General features: G+C 37.6%; 21 protein-coding genes and 1 tRNA gene. 18 read left to right on the forward strand and 4 right to left on the reverse strand.

Translation table 11 applies throughout. The features are described from left to right. Positions 1 to 150: 150 nt before the first annotated feature. Entirely contained in the window at positions 151 to 387 is a 237-nt protein-coding gene (locus HMPREF9071_RS08785) for a hypothetical protein (RefSeq protein ID WP_009746273.1), read from the forward strand. Here HMPREF9071_RS08785 and rsmG read toward each other — a convergent pair. Then, a complete protein-coding gene (rsmG, locus tag HMPREF9071_RS08790) occupies positions 382 to 993 on the reverse strand; it encodes a 16S rRNA (guanine(527)-N(7))-methyltransferase RsmG (protein WP_009746274.1) in 612 nt (203 codons plus the stop codon). The two genes, HMPREF9071_RS08785 and rsmG, sit on opposite strands and share 6 nt — an antisense overlap. Before the next feature lie 187 nt (positions 994 to 1,180). Here rsmG and rpmH point away from each other — a divergent pair, with 187 nt between their 5' ends. The 11 genes from rpmH to HMPREF9071_RS12030 all read left to right on the forward strand — a co-directional run bounded on the left by rpmH (position 1,181) and on the right by HMPREF9071_RS12030 (position 8,800). Continuing rightward, positions 1,181 to 1,339 carry a 50S ribosomal protein L34 gene (rpmH, locus tag HMPREF9071_RS12025; protein WP_002669412.1) on the forward strand — a complete coding sequence of 53 codons (159 nt, stop codon included), beginning with the start codon at positions 1,181 to 1,183 and terminating at the stop codon, positions 1,337 to 1,339. 113 nt (positions 1,340 to 1,452) lie between these two features. Further along, the gene (locus HMPREF9071_RS08795) at positions 1,453 to 2,673 is read left to right on the forward strand and encodes an aminotransferase class V-fold PLP-dependent enzyme (RefSeq protein WP_009746275.1); all 1,221 of its coding nucleotides are present in this window, start codon (positions 1,453 to 1,455) and stop codon (positions 2,671 to 2,673) included. A gap of 110 nt (positions 2,674 to 2,783) precedes the next feature. Beyond that, positions 2,784 to 2,865 (forward strand) — tRNA-Leu (locus HMPREF9071_RS08800). 49 nt (positions 2,866 to 2,914) lie between these two features. After that, positions 2,915 to 4,234, forward strand: a complete 1,320-nt coding sequence (gene tilS, locus HMPREF9071_RS08805) for a tRNA lysidine(34) synthetase TilS (protein WP_009746276.1) — start codon at positions 2,915 to 2,917, stop codon at positions 4,232 to 4,234. Positions 4,235 to 4,257: 23 nt separating this feature from the next. Further along, on the forward strand, positions 4,258 to 5,118 hold the full coding sequence (locus HMPREF9071_RS08810) for an endonuclease I family protein (RefSeq protein ID WP_009746277.1): 861 nt from the start codon (positions 4,258 to 4,260) through the stop codon (positions 5,116 to 5,118). Between the two features lie 115 nt (positions 5,119 to 5,233). Further along, positions 5,234 to 6,097 (forward strand): endonuclease I family protein, encoded by an 864-nt coding sequence (locus HMPREF9071_RS08815; RefSeq protein ID WP_009746278.1) that lies wholly within the window; start codon positions 5,234 to 5,236, stop codon positions 6,095 to 6,097. A gap of 362 nt (positions 6,098 to 6,459) precedes the next feature. After that, the gene (locus HMPREF9071_RS08820) at positions 6,460 to 7,419 is read left to right on the forward strand and encodes a lytic transglycosylase domain-containing protein (RefSeq protein WP_040358497.1); all 960 of its coding nucleotides are present in this window, start codon (positions 6,460 to 6,462) and stop codon (positions 7,417 to 7,419) included. A gap of 23 nt (positions 7,420 to 7,442) precedes the next feature. Further along, the gene (locus tag HMPREF9071_RS08825) at positions 7,443 to 8,105 is read left to right on the forward strand and encodes an ABC transporter ATP-binding protein (RefSeq protein WP_009746280.1); all 663 of its coding nucleotides are present in this window, start codon (positions 7,443 to 7,445) and stop codon (positions 8,103 to 8,105) included. Positions 8,106 to 8,200: 95 nt separating this feature from the next. Beyond that, complete coding sequence (gene rpmB / locus HMPREF9071_RS08830; protein WP_040358085.1) at positions 8,201 to 8,437, forward strand: 50S ribosomal protein L28; 237 nt, start codon at positions 8,201 to 8,203, stop codon at positions 8,435 to 8,437. A gap of 19 nt (positions 8,438 to 8,456) precedes the next feature. Continuing rightward, a complete protein-coding gene (rpmG, locus tag HMPREF9071_RS08835; protein WP_009746282.1) occupies positions 8,457 to 8,639 on the forward strand; it encodes a 50S ribosomal protein L33 in 183 nt (60 codons plus the stop codon). 8 nt (positions 8,640 to 8,647) lie between these two features. Further along, positions 8,648 to 8,800 carry a DUF4295 domain-containing protein gene (locus tag HMPREF9071_RS12030; protein ID WP_002670441.1) on the forward strand — a complete coding sequence of 51 codons (153 nt, stop codon included), beginning with the start codon at positions 8,648 to 8,650 and terminating at the stop codon, positions 8,798 to 8,800. Positions 8,801 to 9,068: 268 nt separating this feature from the next. On the opposite strand, the gene HMPREF9071_RS08840 is transcribed toward HMPREF9071_RS12030, so the two are convergent. Further along, positions 9,069 to 10,307, reverse strand: a complete 1,239-nt coding sequence (locus HMPREF9071_RS08840; protein WP_009746283.1) for a 3-deoxy-D-manno-octulosonic acid transferase — start codon at positions 10,305 to 10,307, stop codon at positions 9,069 to 9,071. Between the two features lie 125 nt (positions 10,308 to 10,432). Here HMPREF9071_RS08840 and HMPREF9071_RS08845 point away from each other — a divergent pair, with 125 nt between their 5' ends. From HMPREF9071_RS08845 to HMPREF9071_RS08870, 5 genes are all read left to right on the forward strand, one after another. Continuing rightward, a complete protein-coding gene (locus HMPREF9071_RS08845; protein WP_009746284.1) occupies positions 10,433 to 10,888 on the forward strand; it encodes a hypothetical protein in 456 nt (151 codons plus the stop codon). A gap of 342 nt (positions 10,889 to 11,230) precedes the next feature. Beyond that, entirely contained in the window at positions 11,231 to 11,698 is a 468-nt protein-coding gene (locus HMPREF9071_RS08855; protein ID WP_009746286.1) for a DUF192 domain-containing protein, read from the forward strand. 82 nt (positions 11,699 to 11,780) lie between these two features. Then, entirely contained in the window at positions 11,781 to 15,452 is a 3,672-nt protein-coding gene (gene purL, locus HMPREF9071_RS08860; protein ID WP_009746287.1) for a phosphoribosylformylglycinamidine synthase, read from the forward strand. Positions 15,453 to 15,459: 7 nt separating this feature from the next. Then, positions 15,460 to 16,371: a hypothetical protein gene (locus HMPREF9071_RS08865; RefSeq protein WP_040358500.1), complete on the forward strand. Its 912-nt coding sequence runs from the start codon at positions 15,460 to 15,462 to the stop codon at positions 16,369 to 16,371. Between the two features lie 89 nt (positions 16,372 to 16,460). Further along, on the forward strand, positions 16,461 to 17,915 hold the full coding sequence (locus HMPREF9071_RS08870) for an MFS transporter (RefSeq protein ID WP_009746289.1): 1,455 nt from the start codon (positions 16,461 to 16,463) through the stop codon (positions 17,913 to 17,915). A gap of 9 nt (positions 17,916 to 17,924) precedes the next feature. On the opposite strand, the gene HMPREF9071_RS08875 is transcribed toward HMPREF9071_RS08870, so the two are convergent. Further along, positions 17,925 to 19,268 carry a hypothetical protein gene (locus tag HMPREF9071_RS08875; protein WP_009746290.1) on the reverse strand — a complete coding sequence of 448 codons (1,344 nt, stop codon included), beginning with the start codon at positions 19,266 to 19,268 and terminating at the stop codon, positions 17,925 to 17,927. A gap of 163 nt (positions 19,269 to 19,431) precedes the next feature. On the opposite strand from HMPREF9071_RS08875, the gene HMPREF9071_RS08880 reads away from it, so the two are divergent. Continuing rightward, positions 19,432 to 20,898 carry an MFS transporter gene (locus tag HMPREF9071_RS08880; RefSeq protein ID WP_009746291.1) on the forward strand — a complete coding sequence of 489 codons (1,467 nt, stop codon included), beginning with the start codon at positions 19,432 to 19,434 and terminating at the stop codon, positions 20,896 to 20,898. Positions 20,899 to 21,354: 456 nt separating this feature from the next. On the opposite strand, the gene bshB1 is transcribed toward HMPREF9071_RS08880, so the two are convergent. Beyond that, positions 21,355 to 22,074 carry a bacillithiol biosynthesis deacetylase BshB1 gene (gene bshB1, locus HMPREF9071_RS08885; protein WP_009746292.1) on the reverse strand — a complete coding sequence of 240 codons (720 nt, stop codon included), beginning with the start codon at positions 22,072 to 22,074 and terminating at the stop codon, positions 21,355 to 21,357.

Raw genomic sequence — 22,074 nt, forward strand, 5'->3', positions numbered from 1 at the left:
CCTATCCGAGATATTGATTGTAACGACTTCCTTTACTATCATATTTTATCAATTTGGAGTTTTTTATAATACCAGCTGTGTCTATTTCTTACAACTCCATCACCACCTGTGTTGGTAATGTACAAGTTTCGGAAGAGAATACGAGTGAAAATGGTAGTGTATATAAAGTGTCAGGAGAAACAGACGCCATTGGTAAAGATATTCCTTTCTCCTGCTCCTTATATCAAACCTACAGAAGTGATTTGTGAAGAAGCACAACGAGAAGTCTTCGACCTTATACAAGAAATCATTTTTTCAGACAATACATTGATTCTAAAAGGAATAAGCAAAGAAAACCAATACTGGATGGAGTACTATATCACAGAGGGGCAATGGGTATTACTATAGGTATACCACTTTCTTGGTCTCAAAAAAGTCTTCTTCAAAGACATCGGAAAGGTTATAGACAACAGCAGAAGGAAAAGCCGCCAATTCTTCAGTAAGGTCTCCACCTTTCAGATAGAGGATTCCTCTCTTATCTCCCTTATTGGTTACAGGCTTGAGCAGATGCTTGGTAAGCTTGTAGAAGTCGTCCATTTGGGTAACCGCACGGCTTACAATATAGTCGTACTGACCCTCAAGGGTCTCCACCCGTACCTGCTGGTAGGTTACATTGGTAAGAGACAAAGCATTGGCTACTTCCTGTACCACCTTTATCTTTTTGCCTATGGAATCCACCAAGTGGAAAGACACCTCTGGGTAGAGAATAGCCAGTGGAATCCCAGGAAAACCACCGCCTGTACCTACATCCAAGACCTTTATTCCTGACTCAAAAGAACATATCTTAGCTATTCCTAAAGAATGCAAGAGATGATGTAGCACAAAATGCTCCATATCCTTGCGAGAAATCACATTGATACGTGTATTCCAATCCTTGTAAAGGCTTATCGCCTCAGTATATTGTGCGATTTGTTTAGGGGTAAGTTCAGGAAAATACTTAAGTAACAACTCCATAAGGACAAAGTATTAAGAGTGCCAAAAGTAGGATAATATTTCCATTCCTACAAATTATCAAGAAAGATTTTAAAAATATTTGTACATTCCAAAAAATAATAGTACCTTTGCCGCGCTTTCTTTTATGGAAGCTTTACAGAGTTAAAAATAAGTAAACATTTAATTTAAGATATTAATATTCAATCCGATGAAAAGAACATTTCAACCCTCAAAGAGAAAAAGAAGAAATAAACACGGTTTTAGAGAACGTATGGCAACAGCAAACGGACGTAAGGTATTGGCACGCCGTAGAGCTAAAGGAAGAAAAAAACTTACTGTTTCCTCTGAACCAAGACATAAGAAATAATGTTTATAACTTTCTGTAACAAGTAAGGTGCCGTCTGAAGATAGATAGCACCTTTTTTTGTTTTTCACATACTCACTTACGCAACTTTACTATTCACTATTTATTTTTCACTTATGAAGTCTATCGCAGAAATTCGTCGTGATTTCCCTATCTTAGAGAGAAAGATAGGCGGAAATCCTCTAGTATATTTTGACAATGGGGCAACTTCTCAAAAGCCCCAACAGGTCATTGATAGCATTGTCCATTTTTACACCACCTACAATGCGAATATCCATCGTGGGGTACATACCCTCAGCCAAGGGGCGACTAATGCTTATGAAGAGGCAAGGAGAAAACTCCAAAAGCATATTAATGCAGCCAAATCCTACGAGGTGATTTTCACCAGTGGCACTACTGAAGGGATTAATTTGGTAGCTACTTGCCTTACTCCTTTTGTAAAGAAAAATGATGAGATATTAGTCCTCACTACAGAGCATCATAGTAATATCGTACCTTGGCAGTTTCTATGCGAGCGTACAGGAGCCATCCTCCGCCCTATTCCTATAGATGAAAAAGGAATGATTATTCTAGAGGATTTTAAATCAATACTCTCAGAGCGTACCAAAGTAGTCAGCTGTCAACATGTGTCCAATGCCTTGGGCAATGTACATCCTGTCAAGGAAATCATTACTTTAGCCCATAGTGTAGGCGCCGTAACTCTCATTGATGGTGCCCAGAGTTGTCCACACTTTACTATAGATGTACAGGACTTAGATGCTGACTTCTACGTGGCTTCAGGTCATAAAATGTATGCCCCTACAGGTATCGGCTTTCTCTATGGAAAAGAGGTATGGCTTGAGAAACTCCCTCCCTACAAAGGTGGTGGAGATATGATTAAAACCGTTTGTTTTGATAAAACTACTTATGCTGATCTCCCTTATAAGTTAGAGGCAGGAACGCCAAATATCTGTGGTGGTATCGCATACGGGGTAGCTATTGATTATATGCATTCCTTGGGCATGACTAACATTGCTGACCATGAACATGCCCTGCTAAGATATGCCCACAAGCAAATTCACAACATAGGTGGCATTACCATCTATGGTACAAACGATTTAGATCATAAGGCAGGAGTAATCTCCTTTAATATCAATGGTGCTCATCCTTATGATATAGGAACCCTCCTTGATCAAATGGGAATTGCTGTACGTACAGGACATCACTGTGCTCAACCTGTAATGGATTTCTACCATATTCCAGGTACCGTGCGAGCAAGTTTCGCTGTCTATAACACTCTTGAGGAAGTAGATAGACTCATTGAAGGTATCAGAAAGGCAATAAAGATGCTTTTATAATATTTTTAACTTATTCAAAATGAACTATTTCTATTGAGTAAAAAAATATTTATTTTTCACTTGTCAATTAAAAAAATAGTTGTACCTTTGCCATGTCTTAAAAGCCACATGCGGGTGTGGTGAAATTGGTAGACACGCCAGACTTAGGATCTGGTGCCGTGAGGTGTGTAGGTTCGAGTCCTATCACCCGCACTAAACTCTCAGAAAAGTTCTGAGAGTTTTTTTATATAAAAGAGTCTGTATGTTAGCATCTTTCCAAAATCATCTCCAGCGAAATTTCCCTTTTCTGTGGCAGAAAAGAATCATCCTTGCCATTAGCGGTGGTATTGATAGCGTAGTATTGGCTTACCTGCTCAAGGAATTACAAATCCCTTTCCTTATGGCACATTGCAACTTTCAATTACGAGGAGAAGAAAGTGAAGGTGATCAGCATTTTGTAGAAGCCTTGGCTCAGAAACTCTCAATGCCTTTGGAGGTCAAGCGATTTGCTACAAAAGAGTATGGAAAAACACATGCACTCAATACCCAATTAGCTGCCCGTGTTCTCCGTTATGAATGGTTTGAACAAATCCGACAAAAAAAAGGATATGACTATATTCTTACCGCTCATCAGGCTAATGATTCTTGGGAAACATTTTTAATAAATACCTCACGTGGTACAGGGCTTAAAGGCCTTTTAGGAGTTCCTGTACAAAATAATACTATCTTACGTCCACTATTAGGATTCTCTAGAGAGGAAATTCTTGCTTTTGCTAAGGAAAATAATATTATTTGGCGTGAGGATAGCTCTAATAACTCCGATGCTTATACCCGTAATAAGATTCGGCATCATATCTCCCCTATTCTATCTCAGATACATCCCAATTTCTTAAAAAACCTTGAAAAGACCCAACATATCCTACAACTAACATATTCTTTTATAGAAGAACAATTAGAAAAGTACAGAAAAAAATGCTTTATCATAGGGACACCTATTATATTTTTAGTTAATATACTCAAGGATCATCCTCACAGAAGTTTTCTATTATATGAATTACTTTCCCCTTATGGGTTTACAGGAATAGAAATCTTGGAACGATTTTTGTATGCATCCACAGGTAAACAAATATTTTCCAACACTCATCGTATTCTTTCAAACAGAGGACAATGGCTTATTCTCCCAATAGAAAAAAATACTACAACTAATATCTTTTATATCCATAAAGAAGATAAAAGTATTGATTACCCTTTAACTATTCATTTAGAGGAGATATCAGCTATAGAAAAATCTAAGAAAGGAACCATTTTTCTTGATAAGGAAAAAATTCAGTTTCCTTTATGTATTCGTAAACGTAAAAAAGGTGACATTTTCTATCCTTATGGGATGAATGGAAAGAAAAAAACCTTAAGCAAATATTTTAAAGATGAGAAATATTCACTCTATGAAAAAGAAAATCAATGGCTTTTAGTAGATAATACCGACCAAATCCTCTGGGTAATAGGCAAGCGACCTGATGAACGCTTTCTCGCTACAAAGAATACAAAAAGAATATTAGATATTTCCATAAAAACAATACAATAAATATTAACCTAAAATATCCTCTTATGAAGAAATTATTAATTATATCCTCTCTTATTACTTTTATCGCCTGTGGAGGTGAAAATCTTAAAGAAAATCCTAATGATCCTTACAAAAAAATAGAAGAAATTCAAAAGAGGAAGGAAGCTTATACTCCTCATCTTCCAATAAACTATCAGAAGATAACCGTTCCTTCTAAACTAAAATATTACTATCAAAGCATTAATTTCAATAAAAATGGAGAAGCTTTAAAAGAAGATTTAGCAATCCTTACCATTACTAAACATACAAAAATCCTTGCTTATGGAGAGCGACATCCTTTTTTAGAAAAAGCCAATGCAGACCCTAACAACCCTCAGAATATTTTACTAGTCTACACAGGTGAAAGTCGTCCTAAGAGCCATATTCAAAAGCGCTATAATTCTCAAGGAGATGTGAATACAGAACATATCTATCCTCAGAGCTACTTAAAGAAATACAATAATCCTGAATCTCCCTTGGGCGATTTACATCATTTACAGTATATTGATAGCAACATGAACTCTTCTCGTGGAAACCTCCCTTATGGTGAAGGAAAAGGAGAAGCAAACAGAAGCACTAAAGGAAAATTCTGGTACCCTTCTGATGAATATAAAGGAGATATTGCTCGTATGATTATGTATATGTATCTGCGTTATAACCTGCCTTGGAATCATGTAAGCACTGAGGGAATAGGTCTTTTTCTCAAATGGAATGCTGAAGATAGAGTATCTCCTTTGGAACTACAACGTAATAATGAAATAGAACAAGCTCAAGGTAACCGTAATCCTTTTATTGATAATCCATACTTAGCTACCAAAATATTTGGAGAAATAAAGAATTATTCTCCTGAAAATTCTTGGAAATAACTTATTAAAGCGAAAAATTAAATCTTATCTCTTTTTTCTTGCTTTAGAAAAATAGAATTCATATCTTTGCACTACCCATAAGGATATAACAACTTTATAATAAAAACACTTTGCTATGAAAAAAATATTCTTTATTTCTTCCCTACTTATCTCTTTGATAGGATGCAGTGGAGAAAATTTTGCAGATATGCAGATTGAAAAACCTAAAAATCCTCAGGAAAATCCTCAAAATCCAATTACTCCAAATCATAAGGATTCTATTAAAACTCCTGATAAACCTACCCCTCCTCCCACACCTCCAAAACCTACCCCCAATACAGGGGATATAACAGTACCCCTAAAGTTGAAGGCTTACTATCAAGGTGTGGATTTCACTAAGAGCGGAGAAGTTCTTAAAGATGAGTTAGCCACCCTTACCATAACCAAGCACAGGACTTATCTTGGGTATGAGCGACGTCATAACTACTTACCTAAAGCCGATGCGGATCTCTCTCATGGAGGAAATGTTATATTGGTATATACAGGTGAAAGTCGTAATTATCAAAACCATGTTAATACAGAACATATTTACCCACAGAGTTTATTTAACAAAGCGGCTAAACCCAAAGGAGACTTACATCACTTACGTGCTTGTGATATTAATGTAAATTCCAATCGTGGAAATCTACCTTTTACTGAAGGAAGTGGAAAAGCTAGAAAAATAGGAAGAGGTTGGTATCCTTCCGATGAGTTCAAAGGGGATGTGGCTCGTATGATTATGTATATGCACTTACACTACAACCTTCCTTGGAATGCAGTAAGTACCAATGGTATAAAGCTATTTCTCAAATGGAATGCAGAGGATAAAGTATCTCCTTTAGAACTACAACGCAATAATGTTATAGAAGAAGCTCAAGGCAATCGTAATCCTTTCATTGATAATCCTTATTTGGCTACTAAACTTTGGGGAGGTGATACTGCAGAGAATACTTGGAAATAATCCATATCAGCTAGCTTAAGACTCAAAAATTAAGAGTTACTCTTTCAAAGAGAAAAACTTACAAATTAATATCTTATAGGAGATATGTTTAAAAGACATACCTCCTATATTTTGTTAACTATCAGATAATGATTATCTTTGCTCCAATTGTAAAAAAATTAGATACCATCAAAAAAGAAAATGTTATATGGGCAACTTTATGTGTACATGATGGCTGAATTGACGAAAAAATAAAATACGAAGAGAATTTGATTTTTAGAAGGATTTTTAATTATCTTTGCAAACTAAAATAACAGTCAATCCATTTAGTCTCAAAAGATGGAGATAATAATCTTGAGTATTAAAATATAAACTATTAAATGATGAAAAAAATATGTTCTGTTTGTCAGAAGGTATTCAGTGCTATAGGAGTATTAGCCATAGCTTTGTTGCTTATCAATGCCGTAGCTACCCCTTCTGATGGAGAAGTCCTCTCTCTTAGTGAGGATGACCCTCTTATAATAGATGCACTTACAGAAAGAGATAGCCTACCACCTTACCAAATTCGAGCATGGGATTTGCCTAAGAAGATAGATTTTGCAGGAGAAGCTGTGCCTCTGCATATTCCAGATGTACGCGAGCGACTTGATCGTGAGTTACTTGTTAATGTTTATTGGCAATCTAATGGATTACTTCTTATCAAGCGTGCTCATAAGTATTTCCCTATCATAGAGCCTATCCTCAACAAATATGATATTCCTAATGATTTCAAATATTTGGTACTTATTGAAAGCGGTTTACAGAATGTTGTCTCACCATCGGGAGCTGCTGGATTTTGGCAATTTATGAAAAATACAGCAAAAGAATATAATTTAGAGATGGAGGATACTGTAGATGAACGCTATCACTTAGAGAAGGCTACAGAAGCAGCTTGCTTATACTTAAAGAAGGCTAAAGAAGAGGTAGGAAGTTGGACACTTGCCGCTGCTGCTTATAATGCAGGAAAAAATGGAATTCGTACCCAACTAAGCAAACAACAAGTAACCGATTATTATGACTTATATCTTAATAATGAAACCAGTCGCTATGTTTTCCGTATCTTAGCAGTCAAAGAAATCATGAAAAATCCTAAAAAATATGGCTTCATTTATAAGAAAAACCAGTTATATGATTTAGAACCTGTACAATATATCACTGTGGATTCTACTATCACTAACTTAGCAGATTTTGCAAAAATCTATAAAACAAATTATAAGACTATTCGCTTGCTAAATCCTTGGATACGCGACTTCTCCCTACAGAATAAAACTGGAAAGACATACATTATCAAAGTTCCCAAATAACTAAAATAGCTAAGAATTTTCTAATGATAAAAGCAATCAATATACACAAGAAGTTTGGAAATGTGGAAGTACTCAAAGGTGTAGATATACAGGTAGAGAAAGCACAAGTAGTTTCCATTGTAGGAGCTTCAGGAGCAGGAAAGACTACTTTGCTACACATTTTAGGAACTTTGGATACTATGACCCATCCAGAAGAAAGTACGCTACTTATCAACAATATAGATATTAAAAGACTTTCTGCAAAGAAGATAGCCTATTTTAGAAATGAGCAGATAGGGTTTATCTTTCAGTTTCACCAATTATTACCTGAATTTACAGCTTTAGAGAATGTTTGTATACCTGCTCTCATCAAAGGAACATCAAAAAAACAAGCAGAACATAAGGCTGAAGAATTATTAAATTATCTAGGGCTTTCTCACCGAATTTCACATAAACCAGAAGCTCTTTCAGGTGGAGAACAACAGCGTGTTGCTGTAGCCCGAGCTCTAATTAATCAACCTGCCGTCGTTTTTGCTGATGAACCTAGTGGAAATTTAGATTCAGAAAGTGCGCAACAGCTACATCATCTATTCTTCGATTTACGAGATAAATTCGCACAGACATTTGTAATTGTAACACATAATACAGAATTAGCCCAGATGGCAGATAAAGTATTTACCATGCAAGATGGCAAAATAATTCCTTGAGAATTAAATAAAAAAATAACGAAAAATATTTGGTAGTTTCAATAAAAGTTCGTTATTTTGCACCCCGATTAAATAATGAACTAAAAAGAGATAAAATGGCACAAGTTTGTGAATTGACAGGTAAGAAAGCGATGGGAGGGAACAATGTTTCTCACGCCATGAACAAAACAAAAAGGAAATTTAAAGCGAATTTGACAACCAAACGTTTCTATATTCCTGAAGAAGACCGATGGATTACTTTGCGTGTTTCAACAAGCGCTATTAAAACCATTAACAAAAAAGGAATTACTGCGGTTCTAAAAGAAGCAAAAAAACAAGGATTTATAAAATAACTCATAAATTACTACGGCAATGGCTAAAAAAGGAAATAGAATACAAGTGATCTTGGAATGTACTGAACATAAGGATTCTGGAATGCCTGGAACCTCAAGATATATTACTACTAAAAATAAAAAAAATACTCCTGATAGATTGGAACTTAAAAAGTTCAACCCTATTCTAAAGAGAGTAACTGTTCATAAAGAAATTAAATAAATAGTACTATGGCAAAGAAAACAGTAGCAACTTTACAGGGAAAATCAAAAAGATTAACCAAAGTAATTAAAATGGTGAAATCTCCAAAAACAGGTGCATATACTTTCGTAGAGGGAGTTATGGCTCCTGAACTAGCTGAAGAGTTCTTGAAAAAGAAATAATTCAATAGAAAGAAATTTCTATCTATTATACTAAGAAACACATAAAAAAAGAGACTGTCCGGAAAGGGATAGTCTCTTTCCTATATATAGGAATTAGTATCTAAACTCTACTCTTTAAAAATGTCTTTACATCTTGTCTTATTGTTTGAAGAAGTAAAAAATTATTTAAAATGTAATAAATTTGATACAAAAAAACAAGACAACTTAAATTAATAAAAAAGAATCCTCTTAATTAATTATATTTTACTAAAAAAATAGACTATAAGAATTAATTTTTATCTATAAAATTAATAAAAATATCTGTAGCACCAGTACTTGAATTGATATAATTATAATTGAGGACTCCTGCTTTTTTTCTTTGTATAACATCAGTGAAAAGAAAAGAAGTAATTTGAGTAAATTCATCTGTATCCTTTACAGAGAATACACCCTCTCTCTCAATAAGGTCTTTAGCTTCACTGAATTTTTCATAATTCTTCCCTATAATAACAGGAATACTAAATACAGCAGGTTCTAGAATATTATGCAAACCTTTGTTCCCCATGCCCCCGCCTACGTATGCAATCGCTGCATAACTGTAAATCTTGGTAAGTAACCCAATTTTATCCACAATAAGTATTTCGTAAGAGGAAAGAGCTTTGCCCTCTACCTCGGAAAGTATGGCCACATATTTGCGCAAGCTGTTTCTCAATACATGTATTTTTTCTTTGTCATGTACCTCATGGGGAGCAATAATGAATTTCATATTCCCCTTATAAGCGTTTAGAAAAGGTACATACACTTGCTCATCTTCCCGCCACGAACTACCAAAGACCATACAGGGCGCTCCAGCAAGAAATTGCTCCACGAAAGGAATCTTGTTATCACGAGAGAGAATCTCCATGACACGGTCAAAACGCGTATCTCCACTTACGGTAACATTGGTAAAGCCTATGGATTGTAAAAGAAGTTTAGCGTTCTCGTTCTGAACAAAGAAGTGCGTAAAACAAGGAAGCACCGCTCGCATACCCCAACTTCGTTTCTTAAAGAACAATTGCTCCTTGCGAAACACTCCAGAAACCAAATAAGTAGGGATACCTTGGCCTTTTAGAGCAAAGAGATAGTTCTGCCAAAACTCATATTTGACAAAGATAACCATCTCAGGGTGTAGAAGCCTTAGGAAGCGATCCACACGCACAGGAAGATCAAGAGGTAGGTATAAGAGTACATCGGCATCTTTGCTATGTTTTTTAGCCTCATAACCAGAGGGGGAAAAGAAGGTAACCACAAGTTTTTTCTCTGGATATAGCTCTTTCAAGCGCTTGAGAATAGGTAACCCTTGTTCGTATTCGCCCAAGGAAGCCGTATGTAGCCAAATAACTCGATCGCCCTCCCCTATATGAGTTTGCAAGATATGAAAACTTTCTTGTCGTCCCTTCCAAAAAAGTTTTACTTTCCGGTTGAATAAAGCAAACAAAGGTAGCATGTAGGCTACTAAATGAGTGGCGAGGGTATAGAGAAAATTCATAAGGTGAAAAATTTTACAAATGTACATATTTTTCTATAAGTATGAAAATAAAAATTATTTTTTGTGAAATAGGTAATTTTGATATTTATTTATTACCTTTGTGCCTTAATCCAAAATGAAGTTTCATGAAAGCAACATTTATACTTCCTATAATTGCTGTTTCTTTTACCGCATGTAACAATACCACTCCCAACCAATCAGAAAACACTACAGGCGCCCCTGAAGTTACTCAGGACACTCCTATGGTAGGAGATGACAGAGATGAGCACGGCTGTATAGGTAGTGCAGGATTCACTTGGAGTGCCCTTCGTGGAGAATGTATCCAAGTATTTGAGGTAGGTACCCGCCTGAATCCTGTGGAAGAGAAGGAAGAAGTGGCTGTAATCAGTGCCTTTATTGTAGCCAAAGAAGGGGATAACAGCCAAGTAGAGCTATTTATTACAAATGAAGATCAGAATCCTATTTTAAAACAGGAAACCAATGGTACTTACAAAAATGGCAAATATGTTTATAACCCTAAAATGCAAGAGCTTTCTATCGATGGTAAAGTCACATACAAGGGAGAAAAAACAAAAATGTAAAAAATGCAAACTCCTTCTTATTTTTGGGATAAGAAGGAGTTTTTTATTTTTATTGCCAATTGAAAAAAGTTTATACCTTTGGGCCTATATTGATATTAAAAACGGAAAAAATAACATTATAGCATTAGAAATCAAAGCAATATCTACCTTATATGGTAAAGAAGCACGTCGCTTTCGCAAAATGGCGGAAGAGAGTGAACGCAAATATCATTTGTGTACCAAAAAAGATATTACTACCGACCCTCGCTATAAAACGATGCGAAACATATTTACATTATTTTTTAAATAATTATTTTTTGTCGTATACTATCGAATTTATAAGATATTTAATTTTAGAAGCCTATGAAAAAGAAAATATTTACATCTGCCAAGCTATTGCTGATGGGAGTTATCCTATCGTACTACCTTGTTTTTACAGCCTGTTCAGCACTCACGCTTGAGTTTGAAGAGAGGGATTTGACTATTACAAATCTTGACGGCAAGATCATTCCCATAAGAGTTGAGCTTGCTCGCTCCATACGAGAGATGTCAAAAGGCTATATGGGGCGTGAAAATATCCCCGAAGGAACGGGTATGCTTTTTATCTTTAAAAGAGACGAAAAGTTAAGCTTTTGGATGAAAGATACACCTACCCCTCTTTCAATTGCGTTCATTAACTCGAGTGGTGAAATCCGCGAAACACACGATATGACACCGTTCAGCCATCAAAGCGTGGACTCATCAGAACCTGTGCGTTATGCTCTTGAAGTGCCTCAAGGATGGTTCGAAAAGAACAATATAGGAAAGGGCTGTACAATCAAACTGCCGTAGCCGATGAAGCTGAACGATCTCCTATACGCAAAAAACAATTTGTGAAACTTAAATTATTAATTGTCAATTGTTAATTGAAAAAATGCTTCTCTTCTTTAAAAACCCCAAAAACACTATCTATGTGGTAGCTACCGAAGTTACCCTTACTGAGGCCAACCTCAACAAACTGAAATGGCTGTTTGGCAATGCCCAGCAACTTAACCAGCCTACCCTTAGCGGCACTTTCGTTGGTCCGCGTGCTGCAATGATTACCCCTTGGAGTACCAATGCGGTGGAAATTACCCAAAATATGGACATCCACGGGATTACCCGTATCGAGGAGTTCCACGAGGTAACCGACCCCAATACGCCTTTCGACCCTATGCTCTTTGAGCGATACAACGGTCTTACTCAAGAGAGTTTTACTATCGATATGCAACCGCAAACAACACTCGAAATCGATGATATCGAGGCGTATAACCAGCAAGAAGGACTTGCGCTAAGCGCCGAAGAAGTCGCCTATTTAGAAAATCTTTCTAAAGAACTGGGGCGCAAACTCACCGACTCGGAAGTGTTTGGCTTCTCGCAAATCAACTCCGAACACTGTCGCCATAAAATCTTCAACGGCACTTTTGTTATCAATGGTGAGGAAAAACCTTCTACCCTTTTTAAACTTATCAAAAAAACTTCGCAAGAACACCCTAATAGCATTGTTTCGGCTTATAAGGACAATGTGGCTTTCATCAAAGGGGCTACTGTCGACCAATTCGCACCCAAAAGTGCCGATAAACCCGATTTCTACGAGGTAAAACCTTTTGAGGCAGTGCTCTCACTCAAAGCCGAAACCCACAACTTCCCTACTACCGTAGAGCCTTTCAACGGGGCGGCTACAGGTTCGGGAGGTGAAATACGCGACCGTCTCGCGGGCGGACAAGGTTCTTTGCCTTTGGCTGGTACGGCGGTGTATATGACCGCTTACCCCCGATTAGAAGAAGACCGCCCTTGGGAAAAAGGAATGGCTCAGCGCCAATGGTTGTACCAAACGCCAATGGATATCCTCATCAAAGCCTCTAACGGAGCAAGTGATTTTGGTAATAAATTCGGGCAACCACTCATTACGGGTTCACTCTTTACCTTTGAACACGAAGAAGGCGGACGCAAATTAGGCTTTGACAAAGTGATTATGCAAGCAGGAGGCGTAGGGTATGCCAAAGCCTCACAAGCTATAAAACACACCCCAAAGGAAGGCGATAAAATCGTTATCTTAGGCGGTGAAAACTACCGCATCGGTATGGGAGGAGCTGCCGTATCATCTGCCAATACTGGCGCTTTTGGTACAGGTATAGAGCTCAATGCCGTACAGCGTTCTAACCCCGAGATGCAAAAACGCGCTGCCAATGCGATTCGCGCAATGGTAGAATCGGACGAGAACCCTATCGTTTCTATACACGACCACGGGGCTGGCGGACACCTCAACTGTCTCTCAGAACTCATAGAAGAAACCGGTGGTAAAATCGACTTAGACAAACTGCCCGTAGGCGACCCTACCCTATCGGACAAAGAAATTATAGGTAATGAATCTCAAGAGCGTATGGGATTGGTATTGCCCAATTCGGCTATTGCCAAACTAAAAACCATTGCCGACCGCGAGCGTGCACCTATGTACAAGGTGGGTGTGGTTACCAACGACAAGCATTTCAGCATTGTATCTAAAAAGAAAGGTACCCGCCCAATGGATTTAGACCTCAGTGCGCTCTTTGGCAGTTCGCCAAAAACCATAATGACCGATGAAACTGTCGTTACTAATTACGAAGAGTTACACTACTATGCAAGTCAGTTGCAGAACTATTTGGTACAAGTACTACAATTAGAAAGTGTGGCTTGTAAAGACTGGCTTACCAATAAGGTAGACCGTTGCGTAGGGGGCAAAGTCGCCAAACAACAATGTGCAGGCGCACTACAACTCCCTTTGAACAACGTGGGGGTGATGGCTTTGGATTACAATGGCAAAGAAGGAATCGCTACCAGCATAGGTCATTCACCTCTTACGGCACTCATCAGCCCTACCGCAGGCAGTCGCAATGCCATTGCCGAAGCACTGACTAACATTGTTTGGGCGCCACTAAAAGACGGTTTGCAAAGTGTATCGCTATCCGCCAACTGGATGTGGGCGTGCCGCAATAAAGGAGAAGACGCGCGTTTGTACGAAGCCGTAGAAGCAGCTTCTAATTTTGCGATTGAATTGGGCATCAATATCCCTACCGGTAAAGATTCTCTATCGATGAAACAAAAATACCCCGAAGGAGGTGATGTAATTGCCCCAGGTACAGTGATTATTTCGGCAGCTGCCCATTGTACCGATGTGCAAAAAGTGGTAGAACCCGTATTGAAACGCAATGGAGGCAACATTTATTATATCAACTTCTCAGGCGCTCATTTTGAATTAGGTGGTTCGGCTTTTGCCCAAGTATTAAATAAAATAGGCGATAAAGCCCCTACCGTAACAGATGCCGAAGGCTTTAAAACAGCTTTCAACGTAGTACAATCACTGATAAAAGAAGGTAAAATACAAGCAGGACACGACATTGGTAGCGGTGGACTTATCACAACGCTTTTAGAGATGTGTTTTGCCGAAAACGACTTAGGAGCGACCATCGATTTAAGTGGACTTTCAGCCGATGAAGACCTTATCAAAACCCTTTTTGCTGAAAATGCAGGGGTAGTCATACAAGCCGATAGCAGCATTGAAGCTACTTTAGAAGCACACTTCTTAGAATGGGCTAATATAGGCGAAGTAACTACTTCACAGGAACTTACTATTCACCATTTCGGAAAATCGTACCATTTCAATATCCCCGAATTGCGCGATGTGTGGTATCTCACTTCTTATTTGTTAGACAAACAACAAACGAAAAATGACAAGGCGACCGAGCGTTATCAAAACTACTCCGAACAGCCTCTGCAATACACTTTCCCAGCGCATTTCACGGGCGAAAAACCTGCACGCCCTGCAGGCAAACGCCCTATAGCAGCAGTGATACGCGAAAAGGGTAGCAACTCCGAGCGCGAAATGGCAAATGCCCTATACTTAGCAGGCTTTGATGTGAAAGATGTGCATACCACCGACCTTATCAGCGGACGTGAAACCTTAGAAGATGTACAATTTATAGGGGCTGTGGGCGGTTTCTCTAACTCCGATGTGTTAGGCAGTGCCAAAGGTTGGGCAGGAGCACTACTCTACAACGAGCAAGCTAAAAAAGCATTAGACAACTTCTTTGCCCGCCCCGATACCCTTTCAGTAGGTATCTGCAATGGCTGTCAGTTGTTTATGGAGTTAGAAGTCATCAATCCTGAGCACGCAGAGCACGGTAAAATGTGGCATAATGATAGTGGCAAGCACGAAAGTGGCTTTGTATCAGTAACTATTCCAGAGAACAACTCGGTGATGCTCTCCACCCTTGCAGGTAGTACCTTAGGGGTATGGATATCACACGGCGAAGGGAAATTTCACTTGCCATTGGCAGAAGCCGAATATAATATCGTAGGTAAATACGCTTATCAGGAGTACCCTGCCAACCCTAATGGCTCTGATTACAACACGGCTATGTTATGCGACAAAACAGGGCGACATTTGGTAACGATGCCTCACATAGAGCGTTCAGTTTTTCCTTGGCAATGGGCGTACTATCCGAGTGAAAAAACAGCAATTAGCCCTTGGTTAGAGGCTTTTATCAATGCCCGCAAGTGGATTGAAGCGCAAAATATGGAGAAATAAGATTTTGATGAAACGCATATTAGTCATATATTATACCCAATCAGGACAACTCAAGGAGATTATTGATAATTTTGCAAGACCTTTACGGGATGCAGATATTGCAGTTGATTACTATAGAATAGAGATGGAACAGGAGTTTCCCTTTCCTTGGACAAATGAAACTTTCTTTGGAGTTTTCCCTGAATCTTTTTTGCAGATTCCTCAGCCCATAAAACCTATTCCTTCCTCTATATTGGAGAAAAATTATGATCTTATCATATTGGCATATCAAGTGTGGTATCTTTCCCCCTCTATACCTATTAATTCTTTTCTTAAGAGTAAACAAGCGAAACAACTTTTAGAAGAGACTCCTATTATGACCCTTTCGGGAACACGCAATATGTGGATAAAAGCACAAGAAAAAATTAATCTATTGATTAACAAAAACAAAGCATACTTAATAGGGAATATAGCTCTTACAGATCGTAATTACAATCATATCAGTGTTATTACTATCGTCCATTGGCTCTTTACAGGAAAGAAGGACAAGTATTTAGGTATTTTTCCTAAGGCAGGAGTTTCCCAAAAGGATATAGAAGGAGCTACCTCATATGGGAAAATATTATTAAAATATTTAAAAACAGGAATATACAATAATCTCCAAGAAGAAATTATAACTCAAGGAGGGGTACAAGTAAAGTCCTTCTTACTTTCTTCCGAAAAGAAAGGAAACCGCTTGTTTCGTATTTGGGCAAATATAATCTATCAAAGTTCTCATCGGAAACTTCTTCTTAAGTGTTTTCATGTGTATTTGTATGTAGCTATATGGATAATGATGCCTATTGTTTGGGTATTCTATTACCTTACCTATCCATTTTTTTATAGAAGTATAAGAAAAGAAGTCAAGGAAGTTAAAAGGATAAAGAACTCTAACTTTTAAAAAAATTAATATTAATTGTTAAAATAAAATAGTTTTATTATTACAATTATAAAAAAGTAGTATTTTTGTACTTTCATAAACACTACTTAATGTCTGAAAAAAGGGAATCATATTCACAGACTTTCAAGTCTTTTTCCTCAACTTTTTGGGTAGGAAATTTCTTACAACTGACCGAGCGTTGGGCTTATTTTAGTATCTTTTCACTACTTGCCCTCTATTTAGTGGCGGGCACCGATGAGGGAGGATTGGAGCTTACCCACACCCAAAAGGGAAATATCATGGCTCAGATTACGGCCATCCTATTCCTTTTGCCTTTGTTCTTTGGAGTGATTGCAGACAGGATTGGTTACAAACTCTCCTTGCTAATTTCCTGTGTAATTATGGGAGTTGGCTATTACTTAATGGGAATGGCTACTTCTTATTGGGATACTTACTTTGCTTTTCTTTTGGCAGCGATAGGTTGTAGCTTCTTTCGCCCTGTAGTACAAGGAATCATAGCTCGCCATACCGATGAAGGGAATGTCACCTTAGGCTTTGGACTTTTCTATATGGTGGGTAACATAGGTGGACTATTGGGACCAGGGGTCTCTTCCTATTTACGTACCACTATGGGCTGGAAGGTGATATTTATACAGGCAACTGTAATAATACTCTTTAATCTCTTAGTGATTCTTTTTCTCTATAAGGAGCCTAAGACAGAAAGACAATATAATATTCCATTACTAACTGAGATAAAAGGCTCTGTACGAAATGTCATAGAAGCACTCAAGGACAAGAAACTGACTATATTATTGTTCCTTATGGTTGGATTTTGGACGGTTTATAACCAACTCTTCTATACTTTACCTAATTTTATAGAGGATTGGGTGGATTCCTCCCGCCAGAGTGATTGGATCAATCGTAATATTCCGCTCTTTGGTAGTACTTTTACTGAGAACGGACAGATTAAGGCGGAGTGGTTTGGTAATATAGACTGTGTGATGATTATCATGACCCAAATGATTATCTCTTACTTTGTGATGAAGATGGATCAAGTATCAGCTATGATTCATGGAACCATCGTGATGACCATAGGGGTTACCCTTACTTTTATGTTTAACCAAGTTATCTTTACGGTATTGGGAACAACTCTTTTTGCTATAGGAGAAATAGCAGTAGGTCCTACAATTTCAGCTTTTATTGCAAAGATTACTCCTAAGGGTAAGGAAGCCCTTTACCAAGGAACCTATTTCCTACCTATGGCTTTAGGAAGCTATCTTACGGGCTTTTTCACAGGAAATATGTACGATAAGTGGTCTGATAAGCATTATCTGTTGCAGTTAGAAATGAAACAGCGTGCTATAGACATGCCTGAAGGTTTAAGTAAGAAGCAATTTTTTGAACAAGCCCAAGAGAAGTTACAGATGAGCCCCACCGAAATTACCAACCTACTATGGAATACCTATCATCCTAATAAATATTGGTATATCATCTTTAGCTTGGGACTACTTACCGCTATTTCCATATACCTCTTTAACCGCTACTTAAAGAAATTGGCTCATTAGCACATTGACTCATTGGTTAATTATCTTGGTTGCCAAAATATGCTTACACAAACCGCGTTTTGTCTGGTGATTGGTATACCAATTGCAGGTACATTGGGCATGATCGCCGTCTATGATGACTGTATGGATAACTCCTGCAGTGCCTCTTACATGGGCTTTGATAAAGCCCTCACGCTGTTCTACGATTTCTACCTCATTGTTTTCAGTGAGTTTTTTAGCATTTTGTAGTCGTAGATTAAGACTAACTAACCGCTCTGGCTTGAAGGGCAGACGACGATAGAAATAATTATGATCCAATAAATTATAGCCTAACAACCCAATACTGGACAGAGATGCTTGTAAGGTGCTCATCGTTCCTAAGTTGATATCATTCTCTATAGATACCATAGTAGGGGAAAAAACTTCATTGGTCTTAAAGAAGTTGTTAATCCCCACCAGCCATTCCATGGGTATGTCCTCTATCATGTTTTCCAAATAGCGTCCGTCCCCAGAAAAACTACGATATACATTGTCTGAAAGTAAGAAAAGCATATCCACCCCCTTGAAATTCAACACAAAAGCCACCGTTTGTTCACTAGGATGACGATAGATAAAAAGGCTATCAGCAAGTAACAGCAAGCCTTGCAAAAGGTTCAGACGATGAGCACCTCCTATCTTGATAGCATCCTCTAAAGGACTAGGAGCAAAAACATAAGAAACCCCAAGTTTTATCAGGTAATAATCATTTTTTACAGGTTGTTTGGGCAAAGAGCGGAAGAGCTGTATAGCTTCAGCCTTGTTCAGTCGATAAGCGAGTTCCATCTCAGCCAAATATACTTGTACATTTCCTAATCCCTTAATCCAGCGGTTGGGGAGGGTTACTTTCTTTTCTACAGTCTTATGCTTGTCGGTGATAAAATGCATTTCTTTTTGTCCTACACCAAGAATCATTTTCTCTGAAGCAGTTACTGCATTAAAAGCCCGAACGGTATGGCTATTGAAGTCAATATTAGTACATCCACTTTTTATGAATTCACCATCAAGTATCTCATTGTGGAGTGATACCCGTACATAGACACTATTACAGGAGGAAAATGCTTCAAAAAGCAGTTGCTGGTTTCCTACCGAGATAATAGGATCTCGTAGCTTTGCTAAGACCCCAGGAGCAATAGCAAACTGGGAAGCTACCGTCTTTGCTAAAGTAGCTAAGCACTTAGCCGCGACAAAGGGTTGGGTGATATTACCCCAGAAAAAGCAAGGCACCGCATTGTCCTCCTTCAGTTCCGAACAGTGGGAAAAGATAAAGTTCTTCTGGTGCGTCACCCCCTCTTCTATCACAGAGGCAAACGGATATGTATACTCAAAATCAACCATTCGTCAGCAGTTATTAATCATTTATAAGTGCAAAAATACAGATAATTATCTTATCATCAAAACCTTCATATAATAAAACTCTAAATAGTATGTTAAAAGAAAGTTTTTATTTTTATAAATACAAAAATAGTATTAGTTTTGCGCTTTTTAAAATTTTATAAAAATGTCAGAAAGCAAACCTTCACTTCTACAAACATTTAGATCATTTTCATCTACTTTTTGGATTGTAAATTTTCTTCAAATTATGGAACGTGGTGCATGGTTTGGTATTTTTTCTCTCTTAGGGCTCTACTTAGTTGCTTCTACTGATGAGGGAGGATTAGGATTAAGCCATATAGAAAAAGGAAATATATTAGCTAATGTAACGGCTATTCAATTTTTTCTACCTCTTTTCTTTGGGGTGATTGCCGATCGTATTGGTTATAAGCTTTCTCTGATTATTGCCTTTATAATTATAGGAACAGGTTATTACTTAATGGGAACCGTTAGCACCTATTGGGCAGTATATCTAGCGTTTTTATTTGCAGCTATAGGAGGAAGTTTTTTTAAACCTGTAGCCTCTGGAATTATTGCTCGTTCCTCCGATGAAAAGACAAACACTATGGGTTTTGGTCTCTTCTATATGATGGCAAATATTGGAGGTTTTTTTGGTCCTGCTCTTTCTTCTTACCTACGTACCACTATGGGATGGCGTATTATTTTTCTACAAGCAACTATAGTAATCCTTATTAACTTATTAGTTGTCTTATTCTTTTATAAGGAGAAAAAAATACGAAGAGAATATAATATACCTATCCTCATTGAAATAAAAGGTTCTTTTAAAAATATTATAGAAGCTCTAAAGGATAAACGTTTATCTATTCTGCTTGTATTTATGATAGGTTATTGGTTGGTGTATAATCAACTCTTCTATACCCTTCCCAATTTCATAGAGGACTGGGTGGACTCCACTCCACAGAGCAATTGGATTAACCAAAATCTACCTTTCTTAGGAACGACCCTTACTGAAAACGGACAAATTAAAGCCGAATGGTACGGAAATATTGATTGTGTAATGATTATCTTCTTTCAAGTAACCATTTCTTATATTGTAATGAAAATGAAACAAGTAAATGCACTTATTCGTGGGACAGCTATTGCAACTGTAGGTGTTGTACTTACTTTTTTCTTTAACAATGTATGGTTTACTATTATTGGAACAGTTATCTTCGCTATAGGAGAAATGGTAACAGGTCCTACTATTTCAGCTTTTATTGCACAGATTACCCCAAAGGGAAAAGAAGCTCTTTATCAAGGTACTTCTTTCTTACCTGTAGCAGCCGCTAATTATCTTACAGGCTTTGTTACAGGAAATTTATATGAAAAGTGGTCTGATAAATATTCTCTTTTACAGATAGAAATATCAAAACGAAATATCACAGTTCCTGAAGGATTAAGTAAAAGACAATATTTTGAATATGCACAAGAGAAACTCCAGATGACTCACAGTCAGTTGATTGATTTTCTATGGAATAATTATCAGCCTAACAAGCTATGGTTTGTAGTAGTTGCTATGGGAGCCTTCACAGCTATTTCTGTATTTATTTATAATAAATATATGTTTAGGGATAATACAGAATCTGCTAAATAAAAGATTACTTCTATAATAGAATCAACAACATGTAAGTTCCATTAATAAGTTAAATTTTTTAGTAAAGACTTTGAATAGGTCCTTGTTGTTCATAATATTGCTCAGCTAGGCAATATTATGAATAGTCAATTCAATTAGCAAGTGCAATAAATCAGTTAAAAACGCTCTACCACTTGCTTTCAACAAATGTTATAAAGAACTATTTCTACTCGTTGGCTTTCTTGTCCTACCATCCAACGTATAAAAAATTCATCCTCTCTCTCTCAAGATCAAACTTCTAATTCAAAAGTCACTTCATCGAAAAGGTAGATACTTGATTTCCGCATCTGTTCTTCTTTTCATCTCAAACTGATATGAAGAATGCCTCCTTTATCCCATCAAAGTATAATTCGGTTCTTACAGATATAATAGAAATTTTGAGTTACTAGCCACCAATACTAATGAACAAAGCCTCTACTATATCAGGTCGCTAAGATTCTTAACGGCTACATAACGTTCGACATTGAATCCTTCAGCATATTCCTTATTGATAAGTCGCCCTAAGTCCTGTGCACGATAGGTAATACTATCACGAAAGTTTTGGCTATTGATAAGGGTTTGAGGTTCCTTAGTATTTTCATCCAGAAACTGAGAGCGATAAGCAAGGACGGCTTCCAGTTTTTTACCTAAGAAGCCTGTGATATCCACCACAAAATCGGGGCGCAAGTCTTTCCATTGAATATAGTGATAGACCACTTTGGGACGCCAAGCCTCCTGAGGAGTACCATTTTCGTCAGTAGTTTCGATACGGCGCAAGCCACTTAGGAAACAGGCATCACTAACGAGCTTCCCTCCTTTGCCATGATCAATATGCCTATCATCAAAGGGGTTACAAATAACAATTTCAGGGCGATACTTGCGGATTTTTTTAATGACCTCTATTTGATGCTCTTTATCATTAACAAAGAAACCATCGGCAAAACATAAGTTTTCACGTACTTTTATCTCAAGGATACGAGCAGCCTCATCGGCTTCTTTCCTACGGAGTTCTGCACTACCACGAGTACCCAACTCTCCTTGGGTAAGGTCAATAATTCCCACAGTTTTTCCAAGACTTATTTCTTTGGAGAGGGTACCTGCTGCTCCAAGTTCTACATCATCAGGATGTGCTCCAAAGGCTAAAATATCTAATTTCAT

This window comes from Capnocytophaga sp. oral taxon 338 str. F0234 (genome assembly GCF_000192225.1).
Lineage (GTDB): Bacteria > Bacteroidota > Bacteroidia > Flavobacteriales > Flavobacteriaceae > Capnocytophaga.